Raw genomic sequence first — 17880 nt, forward strand, 5'->3', positions numbered from 1 at the left:
GCCGTTGACCTGCGGGAATGGAGAAGCCGGCCGGAGTACTAACCGATCCGGTCGCGCCGGGCGACCAGGAAGGTGCGCTCCGACTCGTTCCTGGTGAGCCGAGCCGCGGCGTCGAGGGCCTGGGCCGCTTCCCGTGTTCGCCCGAGGCGGGCGAGGAGGTCCCCGCGGATCGCGTGGAACAGGTAGTAGTTCCCGAGGTCGAGGTCGTCGACCGCGCGAAGGGCCGCTGCCGGGCCGTGGACCTCGGCGAGGGCGACCGCGCGGTGCAGGGCGACCACCGGGCCGGCGTCGAAGTGCGCGAGCTGGTCGTACAGCGCGAGGATCTGCGTCCAGTCGGTGACGGGGTCGGTGTGCACGGCGTTGATCGCGGCCAGGATCTGGTAGCGGCCGGGCCGGTTGCGGCGCAGGCAGGAGCGGACGATCGCGCGGCCCTCGGCAACCAGGTCGGCGTTCCAGCGGGAGCGGTCCTGGTCGGCCAGGCGGACCAGGCCGCCGTCCCGGTCGGTGCGGGCGTCGCGGCGGGCCTCGGTCAGCAGCATCAGCGCGAGCAGCCCGGCCGCCTCCGGCTCGTCGGGCATGAGCTCGACCAGCAGCCGGGCCAGCCGGATCGCCTCGGCGCACAGGTCGGCGCGGGCGAGATCGGTGCCGGTGGTGGCGATGTAGCCCTCGTTGAAGATCAGGTAGAGCACCGCCAGCACCGCACCGAGCCGTTCCGGCAGATCGGCGTCCCTCGGCACCCGGTACGGGATCCCGGCGTCACGGATCTTCGCCTTCGCCCGGACGAGGCGCTGCGCCATGGTCGGCTCGGGCACGAGGAAGGCGCGGGCGATCTCGGGCGTGGTGAGCCCGCCGAGGAGTCGCAGGGTGAGCGCCACCTGCGCGGGGACGGCCAGGGCCGGGTGGCAGCAGGTGAACACCAGCCGGAGGCGGTCGTCGTGCACGGGGCCCTCCTCGACGTGTTCGTCCGGACTGCGGAGGAGCTGGGCCTCGGCGTGCTTGCGGGTCCGTACCGCTTCGCGGCGCAGCTCGTCGATGGCGCGGTTGCGGGCGGTGGTGATGATCCAGCCGGCCGGGCTGGGCGGCATGCCGTCGACCGGCCAGCGCTGCACGGCGATGGTGAACGCCTCGGCGACGGCGTCCTCGGCCGTGCCGATGTCGCCGAGCCCGCGCACGAGTACGGCGACGGCTCTGCCGTACTCGGCGCGGAAGACGGCCGCGATCTGCTGCGGTGTGGGAGTCAATACGGTTCGACGTCCTGGAACGGGCGGACCTCGATCGGGAGCGTGGTCGCGGCGGCCGCCTTGCGGCCCCACTCCAGGGCGGCATCCAGGTCGGGTGCGGTGATCACCCAGATCCCGCCGACGAACTCCTTGCCCTCGACGTAGGGACCGTCGGTGAGCATGCCGTCGGCGCGCACCACCGTGGCCGTGCCGGGTTCGTGCAGGCCTCCGGTGAACACCCACGAGCCGCTCTCACGGAGCTCCTCGTTCAGTCGGTGCAGGTCGGCCTCGATCTTCTCCATGGCCGCGGGCTCCGCCCGGCCTTCGGGCTGGTAGATCGAGAGCAGGTACTTCCCCATGGCTGCCTACTTGCGGGAGTAGCGGGCGATGATCACGCCCTTGGTGGTGGTGACGCTGTCGGTGAGCTCGAACTCGGTCAGCGGCGCGGGGCCCTCGAACAGGCGCATGCCGGCGCCCAGGGTGAGCGGGTGGATCAGCAGCTGGTAGTTGTCGACCAGGCCCGCGGCGTGCAGCTCGCGGACCAGTGCGGTGCTGCCGACGATCATCAGGTCCTTGCCGTCCTCCGCCTTGAGCTCGGCGACCGTCTCGGCGGCGTCGCCCTTCAGCAGGACCGAGTTCTGCCAGGCGTCCGCGTTCTCCAGCGTCCGCGAGCAGACGTACTTGGTCGCCGCGTTCATGTGCGTGGTGAACGGGTTGCCGTCCTCGCGAGTGCTCCAGGCCGTGATGAAGTCCGTCCAGGTCCGGTGTCCGAACAGCATGTCCCCGGGCTTGGACATGCTCTTGCCCATCTCCCTACCCAGGACCTGGTCGTTGTACCGGCCGCCCCAGCCCCCGTGGGTGAAGCCACCGCGGGTGTCCTCGTCCGGACGGCCGAGGCCCTGGACGACTCCGTCGAGAGTGACGGACAGCGTGGCGCTGACCTGGCGCATGACGTGCTCCTCGCTCCTGCGGACCGCTCTTCCGCGGCCCGCTTCACCCCCTGTACGAAGAGCCACCCGCGGAATCGACACCCGGCCCGAAAATTCTTCCCCGCGAGATCACCACGACCGGGAGCACCCCGCAACCGGAGCGGACGGCGCGCCTTGAGATCCACCAGCCGTGCCGCGCATCCGCGACACCGGGACGTCACGTCGTGCGCCGCCGACGAGGGTGGGGCGGCGGCGGAGGCGCCCCGTCGTACCGGGGTATGACGGCAGAGTCGGCTCCAGAGTGTGACGACCGGTCGCAGGGTTCCCGGGCAGGGTGAGGAGTGTCCGCCGTACACACCGATCCGGGAGATGTCGACCATGTCCGCGATCCTTCGCCACCTTCGTTCCGTCGCCGCCGACGGCGTCCGCACCGGCCTCGCCCTGCCGCTCGGGCTCGTCCGGGCCCTGCGGGGTGGGGCGGGACCGGGCGGCAGGGCGGACTGGACCGCCGGGCGGGCGGTGGCACGGAGCGTGGTCGGCCTCCCGGTGGACGTCCTGGCGTTCGCGCTGTTCGCGTACGCAGGGTTCAACACCGTCCGCAACGTCGGGTACCCGCTGTGGTACCTGCACACCGACTACCACGACGCCTGGGGCGGCCCCATAATGGCCGGAGTCTGGACGGTCCACGCACTCGGCTGGGCGGCCTGCCTGTACGTGCTGGCGCGCTGGCCCATGCGCTGGATCCTCCGCGGCCAGCGAGCCCTGGACGCCCGACTGGCCCGCCCCCGGCCGGTCCCCGAGCGCGCCGGTACCGTCTGACGGTGCTCCTCTCTGGCGGCCAAGTGGTCCGATCGCCGTCGACCTGGACGTCCGGGGCGTGCACATCCTGCGGCTGGCGGTCGAGGACGCCAACAACCGGACCTCCTGCGACCACACCTCCCGGGCCCAGGCCCGCATCGCGGTCGGCTGAAGGCCCCCTCCAGGACCCCACCCGACGCGGGCGCCGGCGCGCCGAGCGTGCGCGTCCGCCTTCACGGACTCCGCGGGGCGCGCCCAGCGAAAGTCCCTGCGCTGCCCGCCGCCGGGCCAGGCGGTCCAGCGGGGCTACGTCCTCCAGCGGCTGACTTCCCGTCACTGCACGCTTCACGCCTCCGCAGGCAGGCTGGCAGAGTACGGCCATTGGCATGTTCTCGCCGAATCCGGCTCCTGTTGACGATCCGTCACCTCCGCTACCGTTCTGCCGCTGGGCAGCCACCGCCGCCCCGCACCCCCACGACTGTGGCAACCCCCGGCCACTGCGCCCGTTCACCTCGATCCGGTGGCACCCGGGCACAGGCGGCCTGTCACGGTCCGCTCTGCACGTGCGCGTGTTTCCCGTTCCCGGGCCGGCACCGAATCCAGGGCGACTCATGAGGCCGTTCCTGCGTGCCGTCCCCCATCCCCCAGGGAGGGCCGCCAGTTGCACACCCAGGCCAGAAAAGCCCGACGCCACAGCACAATCCGCTCCGGCCCAGCGGTGCTCGCCGCCGCCGGACTCGTGATCGCCGGTCTGACCGCCGCCGGCACGGCTGCCGTGGCAGCGCCGCCGCCCGCACCGGAGTCCTCCCAGCAACTGGCCGTCCAGGGCGCCGACTCGCTGGTGGCCGCCCGTCCGGCCTTCCTGCTCGCCGGCCCCCAGGAGCAGTTCGTCCGGGGTCAGGTCGTCTCCTCGGGCGGGACGCAGTACGTGCCCTACGAGCGCACGTACTCGGGCGTGCCGGTGGTCGGCGGCGACTTCGTCGTGGTGACCGACGGCGCCGGGCACGTCACGTACAACTCGGTCGCCCAGCAGCACGCGATCGGCACGCTGTCGACCAGCCCCAGCCTGAGCCCCGCCCAGGCCGAGAAGGTGGCGTCGGCGCAGCTGAAGTCGGTGTCCGAGGTCGAGGGCACCCGGCTGGTGGTGTACGCGCTGGGTGACGCTCCGGCCGTCCTGGCCTGGGAGTCCACGGTGAAGGGCGTCGGCGACGACGGTTACAGCCGGCTGAGCGTGGACGTCGACGCCCGCACCGGCACCGTGCTGCACACCCAGGAGCACGTCCTGCACGGCACCGGCACCGGCGCCTGGAACGGCCCCGCGCCGCTCACCCTCAACACCACGTCCTCCGGCGGCAAGTTCACGATGAGCCCCACCAACATCACGAACATGCCGTGCCAGGACGCCGCGAACAACACGACGTTCAGCAAGACCACCGACACCTGGGGCAACGGCGACGCCACCAGCAAGGAGACCGGCTGCGTCGACGCCGAGTACGTGGCGCAGGGCGAGTTCCGGATGCTCTCGCAGTGGCTGGGCCGCAACGGCATGGACGGCAGCGGCGGCGCCTGGCCGATCCGGGTGGGCCTGGCCGACGTCAACGCCTACTACGACGGCACTCAGGTCCAGGTCGGGCACAACAATGCCAACCAGTGGATCAGCGCGGTCGACGTCCTCGCCCACGAGATGGGCCACGGCATCGACGACCACACCCCCGGCGGCATCTCCGGCGGCGGCACCCAGGAGTTCATCGCCGACGTGTACGGCGCGTCGACCGAGTTCTTCATGAACGAGCCCTCGCCGTACGCCGTGCCGGACTTCCTGGTCGGCAACCAGGTCAACCTGGTGGGCACCGGCCCGATCCGCAACATGTACAACCCGTCGCTGATCAAGAGCAACCCGAACTGCTACTCCAGCAGCATCCCGAGCACCGAGGTGCACGCCGCGGCCGGCCCCGGCAACCACTGGTTCTACCTGCTCGCGCAGGGCTCCAACCCGCCGGGCGGTCCGACCAGCCCCACCTGCAACGGTTCCACCGTCACCGGCGGCGTCGGGGTTCAGAACGCGCTCAAGATCGTGTACAACGCCCAGCTCATGAAGACCAGCTCCAGCTCGTACCTGAAGTACCGCACCTGGACGCTGCAGGCGGCCAAGACCCTCGACCCGTCCTGCGGCCAGTTCAACACCGTCAAGGCTGCCTGGGACGCCGTCAGCGTCCCCGCCCAGTCGGGCGACCCGACCTGCGCGGCCACCGGCAACGACTTCTCGATGGCGGTCTCGCCGAGCGCCGGTTCGGTCAACCCCGGCAGCTCGCTGACCGCCACCGTGTCCACCACGCTCACCAACGGCTCGGCGCAGACCGTGAACCTGTCCGCCTCGGGCCTGCCCGCGGGCGCCACCGCGTCGTTCAACCCGGCCTCCGTCTCGACCGGGGGCACCTCCCAGCTGACCGTCAACACGGCTGCCTCGACGCCGCCCGGCACCTACCCGGTCACCATCACCGGCACCGGGACGTCGACCAGCCACACGGCCACCTTCTCGCTGACCGTCAACGGCACCTCCACCTGCACCCCGGCCCAACTGCTCGGCAACGCGGGCTTCGAGACCGGCTCCGCCGCCCCGTGGACCACCACCAGCGGCGTGGTCGACAACAGCGCCTCGCAGGCCGCCCACAGCGGCTCCTGGAAGGCCTGGATGAACGGCTACGGCTCGGCCCACACCGACTCGGCCAGCCAGACCGTCTCGATCCCGGCCGGCTGCAAGGCGACCCTGAGCTACTGGCTGCACATCGACACCGCCGAGACCACCACCACGACCCAGTACGACAAGCTGACCGTGACCGTCAACGGCACCACGGTGGCCTCGTACTCCAACCTCAACAAGAACACCGGCTACGCCCAGAAGACGGTCGACCTGTCGGCCTACGCGGGCCAGACGATCACCCTGAAGTTCAACGGCGTGGAGGACTCCTCCCTCCAGACCAGCTTCGTGATCGACGACACCGCGATCCAGACCAGCTGAACCTGAACGGATAGGACTCGAGGGCCTGGCGGCCGTGGCCGCAAGGCCCTCGAGCAGTCGGGGAACCCCTGGCTCCGGCAGTCGACGCCCGCGCCCCGGCGCAGCGCAGCGCGCCCGGCGTGGTGCCGCGCCTGCGGCGCACGAGCGGCCCCGCGGATCACATGAGGTGGCCGCCATTCGGCTACGGTCCTACCTGACCGTACGCTCCGCAGACCTGACCCGGAGCCGGGCAGAAGCCCGCGACCATCATCGGGAGGTTGCCCGGTCACCGGTTGCGGACCCGGCCGACTGCCCGCGCCGGGCCTTCACGGCACGTCCCGAACGAGCGGCTGACTGCCCCCCGGGTCTTGTGGCCCCAGGTGATCAGCAGGGTTTCTCCGGCGAGGGCCGGAATCACGGTTGCCGCGGCCCGTCCGAGCCGCGATGATCTCCGCCCGTGACACACTTCCTCGCGCCCCTCGTCATCCTCCTGGTCATCGTCGCGTTCCGCAGCATGCGAAGCGGTTCCGGCGGCGGCCCCTCCGGCTCGAAGTCCGGAGCCGTCCGCCGGGCGCCGGTGTCGTTCGACGCGGCCGCATACGGGCTGGTGCCGCGCGAGGCGCTGGACCCGCGCCGGTCGGGGCCGCCGCAGAGCGAGGCCGTGCTCAAGGAGTCGCAGGCGCTGGCGAACACGGTCTGGGGCGGCAACTGGCGGGCCGCCGCCGAACACATCAAGGCGGCCGGGACCGACTGGGACGAGCACTGGGACCGTTTCGAGCTGCTGCGGGCGATCGCCCGTGAGGACGACGCGTGGCTGAACACGTGGCGCAAGGCCGACCCGGACGACTGCAACGCGGCTGCTCTGGAGGCGGACCTGATGGTCCACCGTGCGTGGGCGATCAGGGGCTCGGGGTACGCCGGCGAGGTGCCGGCGGAGCGGATGGCCGAGTTCCGGGCGCTGCTCCCTGCGGCGATCGAGGCGGGGCACCGGGCCGCGCTGCTGGCTCCTGACAACCCTGCACCGTGGGTGGTGATGGTGACCGCGGCGCGCGGCGCGCAGTTCAAGCCGGACCGCTTCCAGCCGCTGTGGGACGGCCTGACGGCCCGGGCGCCGCACCACTACGAGGGCCACTGGCAGGGGATGCAGTACTGGTGCGCCAAGTGGTACGGCTCCAACACGCAGATGATGGAGTTCGCCAAGCGGGCCATGGACACGGCCCCGACCGGGAGCCCTCTCGCGGGCATCTACCTCCACGCCCTGACGGAGTTGCAGGAGCGCCGCTCCGCACTCCCCGCCGGTGCCGAGGCGCGGCAGCGCCTGTGGGCGGTCGCGGACGCGCTGGCGCAGGTGCCTGCCGACAACGGCAAGGTGCCGGGCCTGCGGCAGCTGCTCGCTTACTTCCTCGGTGAGGCCGGCATGTACGAGGCGGCGGTGGAGCAGTTCCGGCTGATCGGCCGCTGGTGCGGGGCTTCGGTGTGGTCCGATCAGGGCGATCCGGTCGAGGCGTTCCACGCCGCTCGCGCGGTGGCCGTGGAGAAGGCGAAGCTCAAGCCGCTCCCGCCGGAGGAACGGCCCATCAAGAACCTGGATGCTGCTCAGCACTGATGCGGTCGGCGGTGGAGGCGGGGGCCGGCGTCCTGGCGACACGCCGGCCCCCGTGCTCCCTGCCCGGTCGTGAATCGCCGGGTCGCTGTACTGGCCCGGGCAGGGGCCCCGCCCCCGTCCGGGGCATGCGGGACTGCCGGCTGCACGGATCCATCGGGTTCGGACTGCCCGCTGGCTGCAGGAACGGGAAGCTTCGCCGTGCCGCTGTGCCCGTCGCGGCGGTCGGCGAGCGCCCTTGCGTTCCGTGAACGGGACGCGCGTTTCCGGTTCCCCGGCTGCCGTGGTCGACAGCCAGCTGCGGTGCTGTCGCTCGCTCGTGATATGACATGCGTTCGAATGACGGTGGACGTACGCGATCCACTCTTTCGTCCGACGTTACCTGCACACATACGAACACGTGCCGCGACCGGAACGCCCGCGGGCGGCACTGAGGGGGCTGCGCCATGTCGATTCTCGGACGCCTGCTCGGACGCCGGTCCGGACGCGAGGTGGCACCCGTGGTCGACCCGGCCTGCGGTGACGAGGGCCTGCGGCTGATGCTGGCCCAGGCCGAGGCCGGTGACTGGCCCGCGCTGCGCAGCGGCCTGGCCGCCGTCGAGGACCAGGCCGACCTCACCTGGCTGCTGGACCGGGTCGCCGGCACCTCCGGAAGCGAGGAGTGGCTGGCCGAGGCCGTCGCCGACGAGCCCGACTCCGCGCTGCCGCTGCTGCTCTCCGGTGCCCGCCACGTCTCCTGGGCCTGGGAGGCCCGCACCCGCGCCCGCGCCCAGTACGTCAGCCGCGAGCAGTGGCAGGTGTTCGGCGAGCGCCTGGAGATCGCCGAGCGGCAGCTCTTCGAGGTGGCCGAGCGTGAGCCGTCCTGGCTCGCCCCCTGGTACTTCCTGCAGATCAGCGGCCGGGGTGCCTCGCTGGGCCCGGACGTCGCGCGCTACCGGTTCGAGGCCGCGCTGCGCCGTGTTCCCGACCACCTCGGTTCGCACCAGCAGCGGCTCCAGCAGCTGTGCGCCAAGTGGGGCGGCTCGCACGAGGAGATGCACCGGTTCGCCAGGACTGCGATGCTCTCCGCGCCCGAGGGCAGCCCCCTGGGCGAGCTGGTGGCGCTCGCCTGCATCGAGCACTGGCTCGACCTCGACAGCGGCGACGACCGCGCCTACATCGCCGGCCCGGCCACCCGTGAGCGTCTCCACGAGGCGGCCGAGCGGTCGGTGCTGCACCCCGCCTACGGCCGTCCGCGCGGCTGGCAGCGCGCGTTCAACACCTTCGCCATGGCGTTCTCGATCGCCGGCCAGCCCGCCACGGCCTACCAGCTCTTCTGCCAACTCGGCGACACGGTGACCGAGTCCCCGTGGGACTACCTCAGCAACTCTCCCGCCGAAGCCTTTGCGACCTACCGGAACGCCGCCGCCCGCGCCGCATCCTGAGCTGCCCGGATCCTCCGCCCCGAGCCTCCTTTCCCCACCGAGCCGAAAGAGCCCCGACCAGGTGTCACCGACCGACCGCACCCAGAACACCACCTCCGGCACGGCGCCCTCCACGCACACCTTCCAAGTCGACCTGCGCGGCGTGGTGGACCTGCTCTCCCACCACCTGTACTCCAGCCCCCGCGTCTACCTGCGGGAGCTGCTCCAGAACGCGGTGGACGCCATCTCCGCCCGCCGGGCGCTCGACCCCGACGCCCCCGCCCGGATCACCATCCGGGCGGACGAGGACCTCACGGTCACCGACACCGGAGTCGGCCTCACCGAGGCCGACGTGCACACTTTCCTCGCCACCATCGGACGCAGTTCCAAGCGCACCGCCCAGGGCGGCTTCGACAACTCCGGTCTGTCGGCCGCCCGCGCCGACTTCATCGGCCAGTTCGGCATCGGTCTGCTCGCATGCTTCGTGGTGGCCGACGAGATCACGGTCGTCAGCCGCTCCGCCAAGTCTCCGGACGCCCCCGTCGTCGAGTGGCGCGGCCACTCGGACGGCCGTTACACGATCGCCACCCTGCCCTCCTCCGCGAAGCCCGAGCCGGGCACCACCGTTCGGCTCACCCCGCGCTCCGACGCCACCCAATGGACCAGGCACGGCCAGGTCGTCGAGCTCGCCCGCCACTACGGCAGCCTGCTGCGCCACGAGGTCACCGTCACCGACGCCCGGGGCGACGTCACGCACATCAACGCGCCCGCGCCGTGGGACGTCCGCCACGGCTCGCCGCTCGCCCGCCGTGAAGCACTGAACGCCTACTGCCGCGGCACCTTCGACTTCACCCCGCTCGACACCATCGAGCTCGACCTGCCGCTGGTCGGCCTGCGCGGCGCGGCATACGTGCTGCCCGACGCCGCCCCGCCCTCCCGACGGGCCGGCCACCGGGTCCACCTCAAGGGCATGCTGGTGTCCGACCAGGCCGACGACCTGCTGCCCGAATGGGCGTTCTTCGTGCGCTGCGTCGTCGACGCGGACGGGTTGCGTCCCACCGCCTCGCGGGAGGCCCTGTACGCGGACGACACCCTCGCCGCCGTCCGCGACGCGCTCGGCGCGCGCATCCGGGACTGGCTCACGGGCCTGTCCGCGAGCGACCCGGCCCTGCTGCACCGCTTCCTCGGCATCCACCACCTCGCCGTCAAGGCACTCGCCCGTTACGACGACGACCTGCTGCGGATGCTGCTGCCGTGGCTGCCGTTCGAGACCACCGACGGCAACGTCACCCTCGACGAGTTCGCCCGCGCCCACCCGGTGATCCTGGTGGCCCGCACCGTCGAGGAGTTCCGCCAGGTCGCGCCCGTCGCGGGCGCCGCCGGTCTCGGCGTCGTCAACGGCGGCTACACCTACGACAGCGATCTGGTGCACCGCCTGCCCGAGATCCGGCCCGGCACGTCCGTGGCCGACCTGGATCCCGGCACCGTGACGGCCCATCTCGACGCCGTCGACCCGTCCGCCGAGCTCGCCGCCGCCGCGTTCCTCGCCACCGCGCGCGAGGTCGTCGGCCGCTTCGACTGCGACGTCGCCCTGCGCAGCTTCCACCCCGCGAGCGCCCCCGCCCTGCTGCTCGACAACCGGGATGCGCGGCACGAGCGCACCCGCGCCCGTCTGGCCGACGAGGCCGACGGCCTGTGGGCGGACATCCTGGGCTCACTGCGCGCCCAGGTGCCACGCGCGCAACTCGTCCTCAACCACCTCAACCCACTGGTCCGGCGCGCCGCCTCGATCACCGGCAAGGAACTCGCGGTCATCGCCGCCGAGGCGCTCTACGGGCAGGCCGTCCTGCTGACCCGCCGCCCGCTGACCGCCGGTGAGAGCGCTCTGCTCAACCGGTCCTTCATCGGCCTGCTCGACCACGCCATGCTCGGCCGCGAGACGGCCGACCCGCACAAGGAGTCCTGATGACGGACACCCCCGAGGCGCTCGCCGACGCGCTGCGCGCCAACGACGCCCGCCCCTACGGGCGCCCGCGCACCGTCACCGCCGAGGACCTCGCCGAAGCGGCCGAGCAGTTCCCCGACCGCCGCGACCTCCAGGTCCTGGCGCTGATGGACCTCATGGAGGCCTACGAGTACGACGGGGAGCCCCGCAAGGCCCCGGTCGTGTTCGCCCGCATCCTGAAGCTGTGGGACACCCACCCCGACGACTTCAGCGAGTGGGCCCGCGCGCAGGTGTTCTGGCGCTTCAAGTGGGTCGCCTCCGCCCTCGTCTCCACCCCGGACGTGCCGCTCGCGGCGATCGAGCGCTGGCACGGAGAGATGCGTTCCCGGTACGAGGCCGCCGGACACGACCTGCAGCCGTACTACGCCCGGCGCTTCCGTCTCGCCTCGCACATCGGTGTGGGTGTCGAGGACGCCTTCGACCTGTGGGTGACCCGTCCGCGCTCGCAGATGAGCGACTGCACGGCTTGCGAGATCCGGGCCCGGGCCCGCCACCACGTGCGCCGCGGCGACGACGCCCGTGCGCTGGAGGAGTGGCAGCCCGTCCTGGCCGGCGAAAGCACCTGCTCCGAGGAGCCCTGGACCAGCCACGCCGCCGCCCTCCTGCCGCTGCTGCGCCAGGGCCGGCTGGACGAGGCCCGCTCCAGCCACCTCGTGGGCTACCGCGCAGCCCGGGGCAAGTCCAGCACCGCGACCCAGATCGGCGAGCACCTGGAGTTCTGCGCGCTGTCCGGCAACGAGCCACGCGGGCTCGAGATCCTCGCCGAGAACCGTGCCCTGTTCGACGGCCAGGGCGATCCACTGTCCCTCCTCGGTCTCCTGACCGGCACGGAGCTCCTGACCGCGCGACTCACCGCACAGGGCCACGGCGAGCTGCCGACCGCCGGCCCGGCCGGTCGTACCTGGACGGTCGCGTCCCTGCACGCCCGTGTCCGGGCCGAGGCCGAGGCGCTCGCCGCCCGCTTCGACGCCCGCAACGGCACCGCCGCCGTGGGCGAGCAGCGGCTCGCCCGGCTCGCCCGGCAACCGCTGGTCGACCAGCCGCTCGCGCTCGGGGTGCGCGCCGCCGCCCAGGTGCCTGCCGCCGTCCCGGCACCCCGCCCCCAGGCCGAGCCGGTACCCGAGGACTTCACCGCCCTCGTGCTCCGCGCCCGCGAACTCGACCGGCTGGACCACCCGGACGCCCATGCCCTGTGGGACCGCGTCGCCACCGTGATCGGCGCCGACGGCTACGTCCACGCCGACACACCGGAGGTCGGCCCGATCGAGCGGCTCCAGGCAGACCTGGCGGACGAGCGCGCCCAGCAGGCCTTCGAGCGCAACGACTGGCGGGCCGCCCACCCCGAACTCCTCGCCGCCGCCGACCTGTACGAGCGTGCCGGCCTGCCCGGCCGGGCACTGGTGATGCGCACCCGGGCGCTCGTCGCCCACCTCGGCACCAAGGACGGAACCCGCCCCGACTGGCCCGCCCTCGCCGAGGCGCTGCGCGACGCCGAAGGGCTGGACGCCGAGGACCGCCTGGCGGTCATGCACAGCTTCACCTACGCCGCCTACCAGGAACTCAGCGACGCGCTGCCCGAGCCGTCCGACGAGGTCGCCGCCCGGTTCGAGGAAGCCCTCGCGGCGTACCGCGACGAGAGCACCGCCTTGGGCGTCCCGCACCGGATCGCCACCGCCCGCCAATACACCGCCGACATGGCGGCCCGCCAGGGGCGCCTCGACGAGGCCCGGGCCGAACTCGTCGCCGCCCTGGAGCAGTTGGAACAGAACGCCCTGCCGTGGCGGATGCCCCGCCCGCTGGTCCTGCTCGGCCAGGTCGAGCTGGTCCGCGGCGAACCGGCCGAGGCGATCGGGGCCCTGAACCGGGCTCTCGCCACGGCCGCCCGCTGGCACGACTCCGTCTTCCCGTACGGCCCCACGTACCTGATGCTCGGTCACGCCCACCAGCACACCGGCGACCCGGCAGGCGCCGCCCGGGCCCTCTCCGAGGCCGCCGCCCGCTTCGACCGCGACGGTGCGGCCGAGGACGCGGCCGCCGCGCGCGTCCAACTCGCTTCCGTGCTGCACGAGAGCGGACGGATCGCCGACGCCGTCGCCGTACTGGAGTCGGTGCTGCTGGAAGCCGAAGCCGCGGGCTTGGACGAGCGGCAGCGGGCGCAGGTCCGACTCGATCTGGCACGCGGGCTGATGGCACTGGAGGAGTACCGGGAGGCCGCCGAGGAGTACCTGCGGCTCGCCGAGCAGGTGTCCTCCTGGGAGGACGGCCAGGACACCCACACCATGGTCGCCTGCGAGGCCACGCTCGCTCTCGCCGAAGCCGGCCGCTGGGACGCTGCGGACACCGCCTGCGAGCGCGCCCTCGCCGCCCACGCGCTGGCACCGCGCGCCGACCAGGTCTGCGGCATGCTCCAGCAGTTGGCTCGCCTGACCATGCAGGCTCGTGGCACCGACGGCCTGGAGGACGCCCTGGCCCGTCTTGAGCTGGCCGACGAGGTGAACCGGCGCGCCGAGGCCGCCGGCCACCCGATCACCGCCTGGTACCAGCGCGGGGTGGGCCACTACGAGCGCGCCCGCGTCCTCGCCTTCGCCGACCGCGCCGAGGAAGCGCTGGCCCAGGCCGAAGCCGCGATCGCCGCCCACGAAGCCGGCGGCAAGGAGGGCGAGGAGCCCCGCGCCGAGGCACTGCGAATGGCCGCCCTGATCGAGGGCCGCAGTCTCGGCCGCACGGACGCCGCCCGGACCCGACTGGCCGCCGGCATACGGCGCTGCGAGCAGGCCGGACTGCCGGAGGCAGCACGCGTCCTCGCCGTGCTGAACGACCGCCTGGCCGCGGAGACCACGGACGGCTGAGCCGGTCCGCGGTAGCGGCGCCGCGATGACGGCCGGGGCTCCATGGCGACCCCACCCGGGGACCCGGCCGGACAGCGCCGACCGTCACGCGACCAGGTCCCGGCCGCTACGACGACGACTCAGCGGAGAAGATCTCGCGCAGGCGAGGCAGTCTCCCGGACCGACCGGCTCCGGCGCGCCTCCCACCGGGGCGATGCCGCCTCCCCGCCACGCCGCCCGGCTTCAGGTCGGCCGCGCCCGGACGGGCGCGACCTTGCCGACCGGCGGCGGCCAGTGCGAGCGGGTTCTGCTCACCTTCGGCGTTCGGCGAGCAGCACGGCTCCTCTTCGGTGGTGGGCCTGAAACCGTTGCCCTGGTGGTAGTGGTCGTTCCAGCGGTCGGCGGCGGACACGGCCGCTTCTCTCGGTCGCGGGGAGCTCGGCGGGGGTCAGTCGGCGGGCGGGAGGCCGGGCGGGCAGGTGGAGCGGTCCGGGTGCCTCAGGCGCCGACGAAGGCGCGCAGGTCCTCGCCGTCCTCCCAGCCATAGGTGGAGAACCCCCGGCCGTCGCCGGAGAGGTAGGTGGTGAGGGCGGCGTGCGAGGTGGGAAACATCGGAGTGGGCAGTGCGTCGGCGTCGGCCCACAGAACCTCGAGGTGCTTGTCCGGTTCGGTGTTCGTCAGCTCGCCCTGCCAGGACGTCGTGGCGAACACCGAGAGCAGGAACGGGCCCTCGCCGTCCCAGCCGGCCTTGGCCTGGATGGTGTGGACCAGCCGCAGCTCCTCGGCGGGGACGACCAGACCCGCCTCCTCGCGCAGTTCACGGGCGGCCGCCTCGTCGAGGCGCTCGCCCTCCTCGACCTTGCCGCCGGGGACGGTCCAGGCGGGGACCGTGGACCAGGGATCGTTGGCGTAGTGGACGCAGGCGACCTTGCCCGCCGTCTCGTCGTGGACGATGACGCAGACGGCCTGGCGCAGGGACTGCATGGATGCTCCAACCGGTAGGGGAAGAACGGGTTTTCAGGTAACAGAGTTCGGGGCGCACAGCAGATCGAGGACGGTCAGAAGCTCCAGCTGTAGAGGTTGCCACCGGCGTGCAGCGCAGACACCGCGAGCCGGGCGACTCCCTGGAGGACCGCCAGGAGATCGTCGTCCGTCATCTCGTTCCCATCCTCGGACCAGAGCCGCGCGGTCCAGCGATCGGCGAGCTCTTTCAGTTCGGCGGGGCTCGCGTCGGCCAGCGCACGGGTCAATCGCTCCGGCAGAGCGATCACCTCGATCCCGTCGTTCAAGGGGGGAACGACCCACTCCGGCCACGGCCGCCACGCATGCAGCCGCTCAGACGACGGGGCCTTGGCCGAGGGCTCCTCGAAGTACATGTCCCACTCGACAATGGCCGTGTCTGGCTCGATGAAGCGGGAGCTCACGGACTCGAAGGCCGCACCGGGTCCCTGCAGGTGCGTAGTAGCGGCGGCCTCGTCGTCGGCGGCGAGGAAGAACAGGATTTCGCGGGCCATCCCAGCATGATCGCAGCTGTGACGCGGCAGGCCGGCTGTCGTCTCAGCACGGAATCTTCGTACCGCCTGGATATCGCCGAGGTCTTCGAGGCCCTCATCCAGCGCATCGCCCGAGAACCCGTCAACCACTACGGTGCTGCCAGAGCCTCGCCTTCCGGCACCTTCGGCACTCCGACTGGGACACCCGGGCTCCGGATTCTGCACCATATCCATCACACCACGGACCACACGCTACGGACGGTCCTCAACGACCGGGTCCGGGCCCTGATCGACGTCGCTGATCGCCAATCAATCGACTGATCTCCGCAACCTTGCTCGACTTGCTCAGGCCAATCATGGGTACCGAACTGGGCCCAACAACCGATTCCGGCCTCAAGAGCGTCCGACAGGGTGCCGGAGCCCAGGACACAGGCACCGAGAGCCCGTTCGGGTGCCGTACCCCGGGCGGATCGAGACGGACTCGGGCGCCCTCGTGGGCGAGGAGATCGCGCAGCGCGCAGCCCTCGCCGGATCCATTCGTTCGGCAACCCGGTGGTCACTGGGGCGGCACAGCGCGGTGAGCACCGCGATGACCGCGTCCTCCCATGGGTCGCCGGCTCGGCGTCCTGCGGCAGGGTGAGGGCGCCGGGCAAGTCGCCGCTCGTGGCACAGGCGAGGGCGGCGACCTGGCCGTCGTCAGGGATCCGCCGACCGAGGCCACGACGCGGCAGTCAGGCGGATCGGCCACGGGACATCGGTAAATCCTGGCTGGTGCGGGAGCGCTCCCATTCAGGGCACTCCGGACGGGCTGTCGAAGCCATCGAAATTGCCTCTGCACAAGGGATTACGCGAACAGGATTGGCTCGCTACGATCGGCCCCGGCTCTGCGGGAGCGCTCCCACACTGGTCCGCCCCTGGATCCTGCTCCCCGCGAACCACCCGATTCAGGCCCTCTCCCACCCGAGAGCAAGACGGAGGACCCCAGTGAGCACCTCCCCCGGCATCCGCCGTGCCGCCCCGGCACCCGGCGCGCACACCGCCCGCACCGCGCCCCGTCGGCGCGCCGTCGTCCTCGCCCTGGCAGCCGGCGCGACCGCCGCCGCCGTGGTACTGACCGGCCAGACCGGTGCGACCGCCGCCGTCCAGGGCAGCCTGCCCGCGAGCACGCAGTTCTACAGGGACCCGACCTCCCAGGTCGTCAAGTGGGTGGCCGCGAACCCCAACGACTCCCGTACCCCGGTGATCTCCAAGCGGATCGCCAGCCAGCCGCAGGGCATTTGGTTCGCCAACTACCGCCCGGACACCATCACCTCCGACGTCCGGGCGATCACCTCGGCCGCCGCCTCGGCCGGACAGGTGCCGGTGCTGGTCGCCTACATGATCCCCAACCGGGACTGCGGCGGTGCCTCCGCCGGCGGCGCCCCCGACCTCGCCGCGTACGACGCGTGGGTCACCAAGTTCGCCGCGGGCCTCGGCAGCGGCCGGTCCGTCGTCGTCCTGGAGCCCGACTCGATCGCGCTCACCACCTGCCTCTCCTCCTCAGACCTGGCCGGCCGCTACGCCTCGCTCTCCCGAGCGGGCGCCGCCATCCACGCCGCCGCGCCGAACGCGAAGGTCTACTACGACGCCGGCCACTCCGCCTGGAACAGCGCCTCCGAGCAGGCCAACCGCCTGCGCAGCGCGGGCGCCGTCACCAACGGCGACGGCTTCTTCAGCAACGTCTCCAACTTCAACACCACCGGCAACGAGGTCGCCTTCGCGAAGAACGTCCTCTCGGCGCTCGGCAACCCGCCGACCATGCACGCCGTCATCGACACCAGCCGTAACGGCAACGGCCCCGCGGGCAGCCAGTGGTGCGACCCCTCCGGCCGGAAGATCGGCAACTACCCGACGGCCGCGACCAACGACACCGCGATCGACGCCTTCCTGTGGGTGAAGCCCCCGGGCGAGGCGGACGGCTGCGCGGCGGCGGCCGGCCAGTTCGCGCCGGACATCGCGTACCAGCTCGCCGTCAACGCCGCCGACCCGGTCGGCCAGCCGTCCACCCCGCCGAGCTCGCAGCCGCCGACGTCCCAGCCGCCCACCTCGCAGCCCCCGGCGTCCCAGCCGCCGACCTCACAGCCGCCCACGGGCACCGCGAGCTGTGCGATCACCTACAAGGCCAACTCCTGGACGGGGGGCTTCACCGCCGACGTGACCGTCAAGAACACCGGCAGCGCCGCGCTCAGCGGCTGGACACTCAAGTGGACCTACCCCGGTGACCAGAGGATCACCAGCGCCTGGAACGCGACCGTCACCCAGTCCGGCACGGCCGTGACCGCAACGGACCTGGGTTACAACGGCGCCCTCGCCGCCGGTGGTTCCACCAGCTTCGGCTTCCAGGGCACCTTCGTCGCCAGCAACGCCGCGCCGACCGCCTACACCCTGAACGGCGCCACCTGCACGACGGCCTGACGCGCCGCCGTACCATCGCGGGCCGTCGGGCGAAGGAACCAACCCCTCCGCCCGGCGGGCCCGCCGCACTGTCCATGCGCCGAATCAGCGACTCAGGGCGCCAGCCACCAGAGCGCGAGTTGGCCTCAGGGGTTCTGCTGAGGGCCGTC

Annotated in this window: 14 protein-coding genes; 8 read left to right on the plus strand and 6 right to left on the minus strand. The window is 72.3% G+C overall.

Going from position 1 to position 17880, the window contains the following annotated elements:
* Positions 1 to 38: 38 nt before the first annotated feature.
* The 3 genes from ABEB06_RS05395 to ABEB06_RS05405 are packed head-to-tail and all read right to left on the minus strand — an operon-like array spanning position 39 to position 2170.
* Positions 39 to 1241 (minus strand): RNA polymerase sigma factor, encoded by a 1203-nt coding sequence (locus tag ABEB06_RS05395; RefSeq protein ID WP_345695626.1) that lies wholly within the window; start codon positions 1239 to 1241, stop codon positions 39 to 41.
* Complete coding sequence (locus tag ABEB06_RS05400; protein ID WP_345695627.1) at positions 1238 to 1579, minus strand: YciI family protein; 342 nt, start codon at positions 1577 to 1579, stop codon at positions 1238 to 1240. The genes ABEB06_RS05395 and ABEB06_RS05400 overlap by 4 nt, the downstream gene beginning before the upstream one ends.
* Before the next feature lie 6 nt (positions 1580 to 1585).
* Entirely contained in the window at positions 1586 to 2170 is a 585-nt protein-coding gene (locus tag ABEB06_RS05405; RefSeq protein ID WP_345695628.1) for a dihydrofolate reductase family protein, read from the minus strand.
* 357 nt (positions 2171 to 2527) lie between these two features.
* On the opposite strand from ABEB06_RS05405, the gene ABEB06_RS05410 reads away from it, so the two are divergent.
* The 6 genes from ABEB06_RS05410 (at position 2528) to ABEB06_RS05435 (ending at position 13805) form a co-directional block, all read left to right on the plus strand.
* On the plus strand, positions 2528 to 2968 hold the full coding sequence (locus ABEB06_RS05410) for a hypothetical protein (protein ID WP_345695629.1): 441 nt from the start codon (positions 2528 to 2530) through the stop codon (positions 2966 to 2968).
* Between the two features lie 697 nt (positions 2969 to 3665).
* Positions 3666 to 5966 (plus strand): M4 family metallopeptidase, encoded by a 2301-nt coding sequence (locus ABEB06_RS05415; RefSeq protein ID WP_345695630.1) that lies wholly within the window; start codon positions 3666 to 3668, stop codon positions 5964 to 5966.
* A 436-nt stretch (positions 5967 to 6402) separates the two neighbouring features.
* Positions 6403 to 7551, plus strand: coding sequence for a hypothetical protein (locus tag ABEB06_RS05420; protein ID WP_345695631.1), 1149 nt, complete (start codon positions 6403 to 6405; stop codon positions 7549 to 7551).
* A gap of 443 nt (positions 7552 to 7994) precedes the next feature.
* Positions 7995 to 8972 carry a hypothetical protein gene (locus ABEB06_RS05425; protein WP_345695632.1) on the plus strand — a complete coding sequence of 326 codons (978 nt, stop codon included), beginning with the start codon at positions 7995 to 7997 and terminating at the stop codon, positions 8970 to 8972.
* 61 nt (positions 8973 to 9033) lie between these two features.
* Entirely contained in the window at positions 9034 to 10917 is a 1884-nt protein-coding gene (locus tag ABEB06_RS05430) for an HSP90 family protein (protein WP_345695633.1), read from the plus strand.
* Complete coding sequence (locus tag ABEB06_RS05435) at positions 10917 to 13805, plus strand: hypothetical protein (RefSeq protein WP_345695634.1); 2889 nt, start codon at positions 10917 to 10919, stop codon at positions 13803 to 13805. The genes ABEB06_RS05430 and ABEB06_RS05435 overlap by 1 nt, the downstream gene beginning before the upstream one ends.
* Before the next feature lie 106 nt (positions 13806 to 13911).
* Here ABEB06_RS05435 and ABEB06_RS05440 read toward each other — a convergent pair whose 3' ends face one another.
* From ABEB06_RS05440 to ABEB06_RS05450, 3 genes are all read right to left on the minus strand, one after another.
* On the minus strand, positions 13912 to 14196 hold the full coding sequence (locus ABEB06_RS05440; RefSeq protein WP_345695635.1) for a hypothetical protein: 285 nt from the start codon (positions 14194 to 14196) through the stop codon (positions 13912 to 13914).
* Positions 14197 to 14282: 86 nt separating this feature from the next.
* Positions 14283 to 14768, minus strand: a complete 486-nt coding sequence (locus ABEB06_RS05445) for an NUDIX domain-containing protein (protein ID WP_345695636.1) — start codon at positions 14766 to 14768, stop codon at positions 14283 to 14285.
* A 74-nt stretch (positions 14769 to 14842) separates the two neighbouring features.
* Positions 14843 to 15298 carry a hypothetical protein gene (locus tag ABEB06_RS05450; protein ID WP_345695637.1) on the minus strand — a complete coding sequence of 152 codons (456 nt, stop codon included), beginning with the start codon at positions 15296 to 15298 and terminating at the stop codon, positions 14843 to 14845.
* A 6-nt stretch (positions 15299 to 15304) separates the two neighbouring features.
* On the opposite strand from ABEB06_RS05450, the gene ABEB06_RS05455 reads away from it, so the two are divergent.
* The gene (locus ABEB06_RS05455) at positions 15305 to 15598 is read left to right on the plus strand and encodes a hypothetical protein (protein ID WP_345695638.1); all 294 of its coding nucleotides are present in this window, start codon (positions 15305 to 15307) and stop codon (positions 15596 to 15598) included.
* Positions 15599 to 16261: 663 nt separating this feature from the next.
* On the plus strand, positions 16262 to 17731 hold the full coding sequence (locus ABEB06_RS05460; RefSeq protein ID WP_345695639.1) for a glycoside hydrolase family 6 protein: 1470 nt from the start codon (positions 16262 to 16264) through the stop codon (positions 17729 to 17731).
* Positions 17732 to 17880: the final 149 nt, after the last annotated feature.

It is taken from the genome of Kitasatospora terrestris, from assembly GCF_039542905.1.
GTDB classification, from domain to species: Bacteria; Actinomycetota; Actinomycetes; order Streptomycetales; family Streptomycetaceae; genus Kitasatospora; species Kitasatospora terrestris.

What these genes read in the sequence shown, in the direction of transcription:
- ABEB06_RS05400 (WP_345695627.1), bottom strand. Translation starts at nt 1,579, where the DNA reads ATGGGGAAGTACCTGCTCTCGATCTACCAGCCCGAAGGCCGGGCGGAG.
- ABEB06_RS05435 (WP_345695634.1), top strand. Translation starts at nt 10,917, where the DNA reads ATGACGGACACCCCCGAGGCGCTCGCCGACGCGCTGCGCGCCAACGAC.
- ABEB06_RS05410 (WP_345695629.1), top strand. Translation starts at nt 2,528, where the DNA reads ATGTCCGCGATCCTTCGCCACCTTCGTTCCGTCGCCGCCGACGGCGTC.
- ABEB06_RS05450 (WP_345695637.1), bottom strand. Translation starts at nt 15,298, where the DNA reads ATGGCCCGCGAAATCCTGTTCTTCCTCGCCGCCGACGACGAGGCCGCC.
- ABEB06_RS05425 (WP_345695632.1), top strand. Translation starts at nt 7,995, where the DNA reads ATGTCGATTCTCGGACGCCTGCTCGGACGCCGGTCCGGACGCGAGGTG.
- ABEB06_RS05405 (WP_345695628.1), bottom strand. Translation starts at nt 2,170, where the DNA reads ATGCGCCAGGTCAGCGCCACGCTGTCCGTCACTCTCGACGGAGTCGTC.
- ABEB06_RS05445 (WP_345695636.1), bottom strand. Translation starts at nt 14,768, where the DNA reads ATGCAGTCCCTGCGCCAGGCCGTCTGCGTCATCGTCCACGACGAGACG.
- ABEB06_RS05455 (WP_345695638.1), top strand. Translation starts at nt 15,305, where the DNA reads ATGATCGCAGCTGTGACGCGGCAGGCCGGCTGTCGTCTCAGCACGGAA.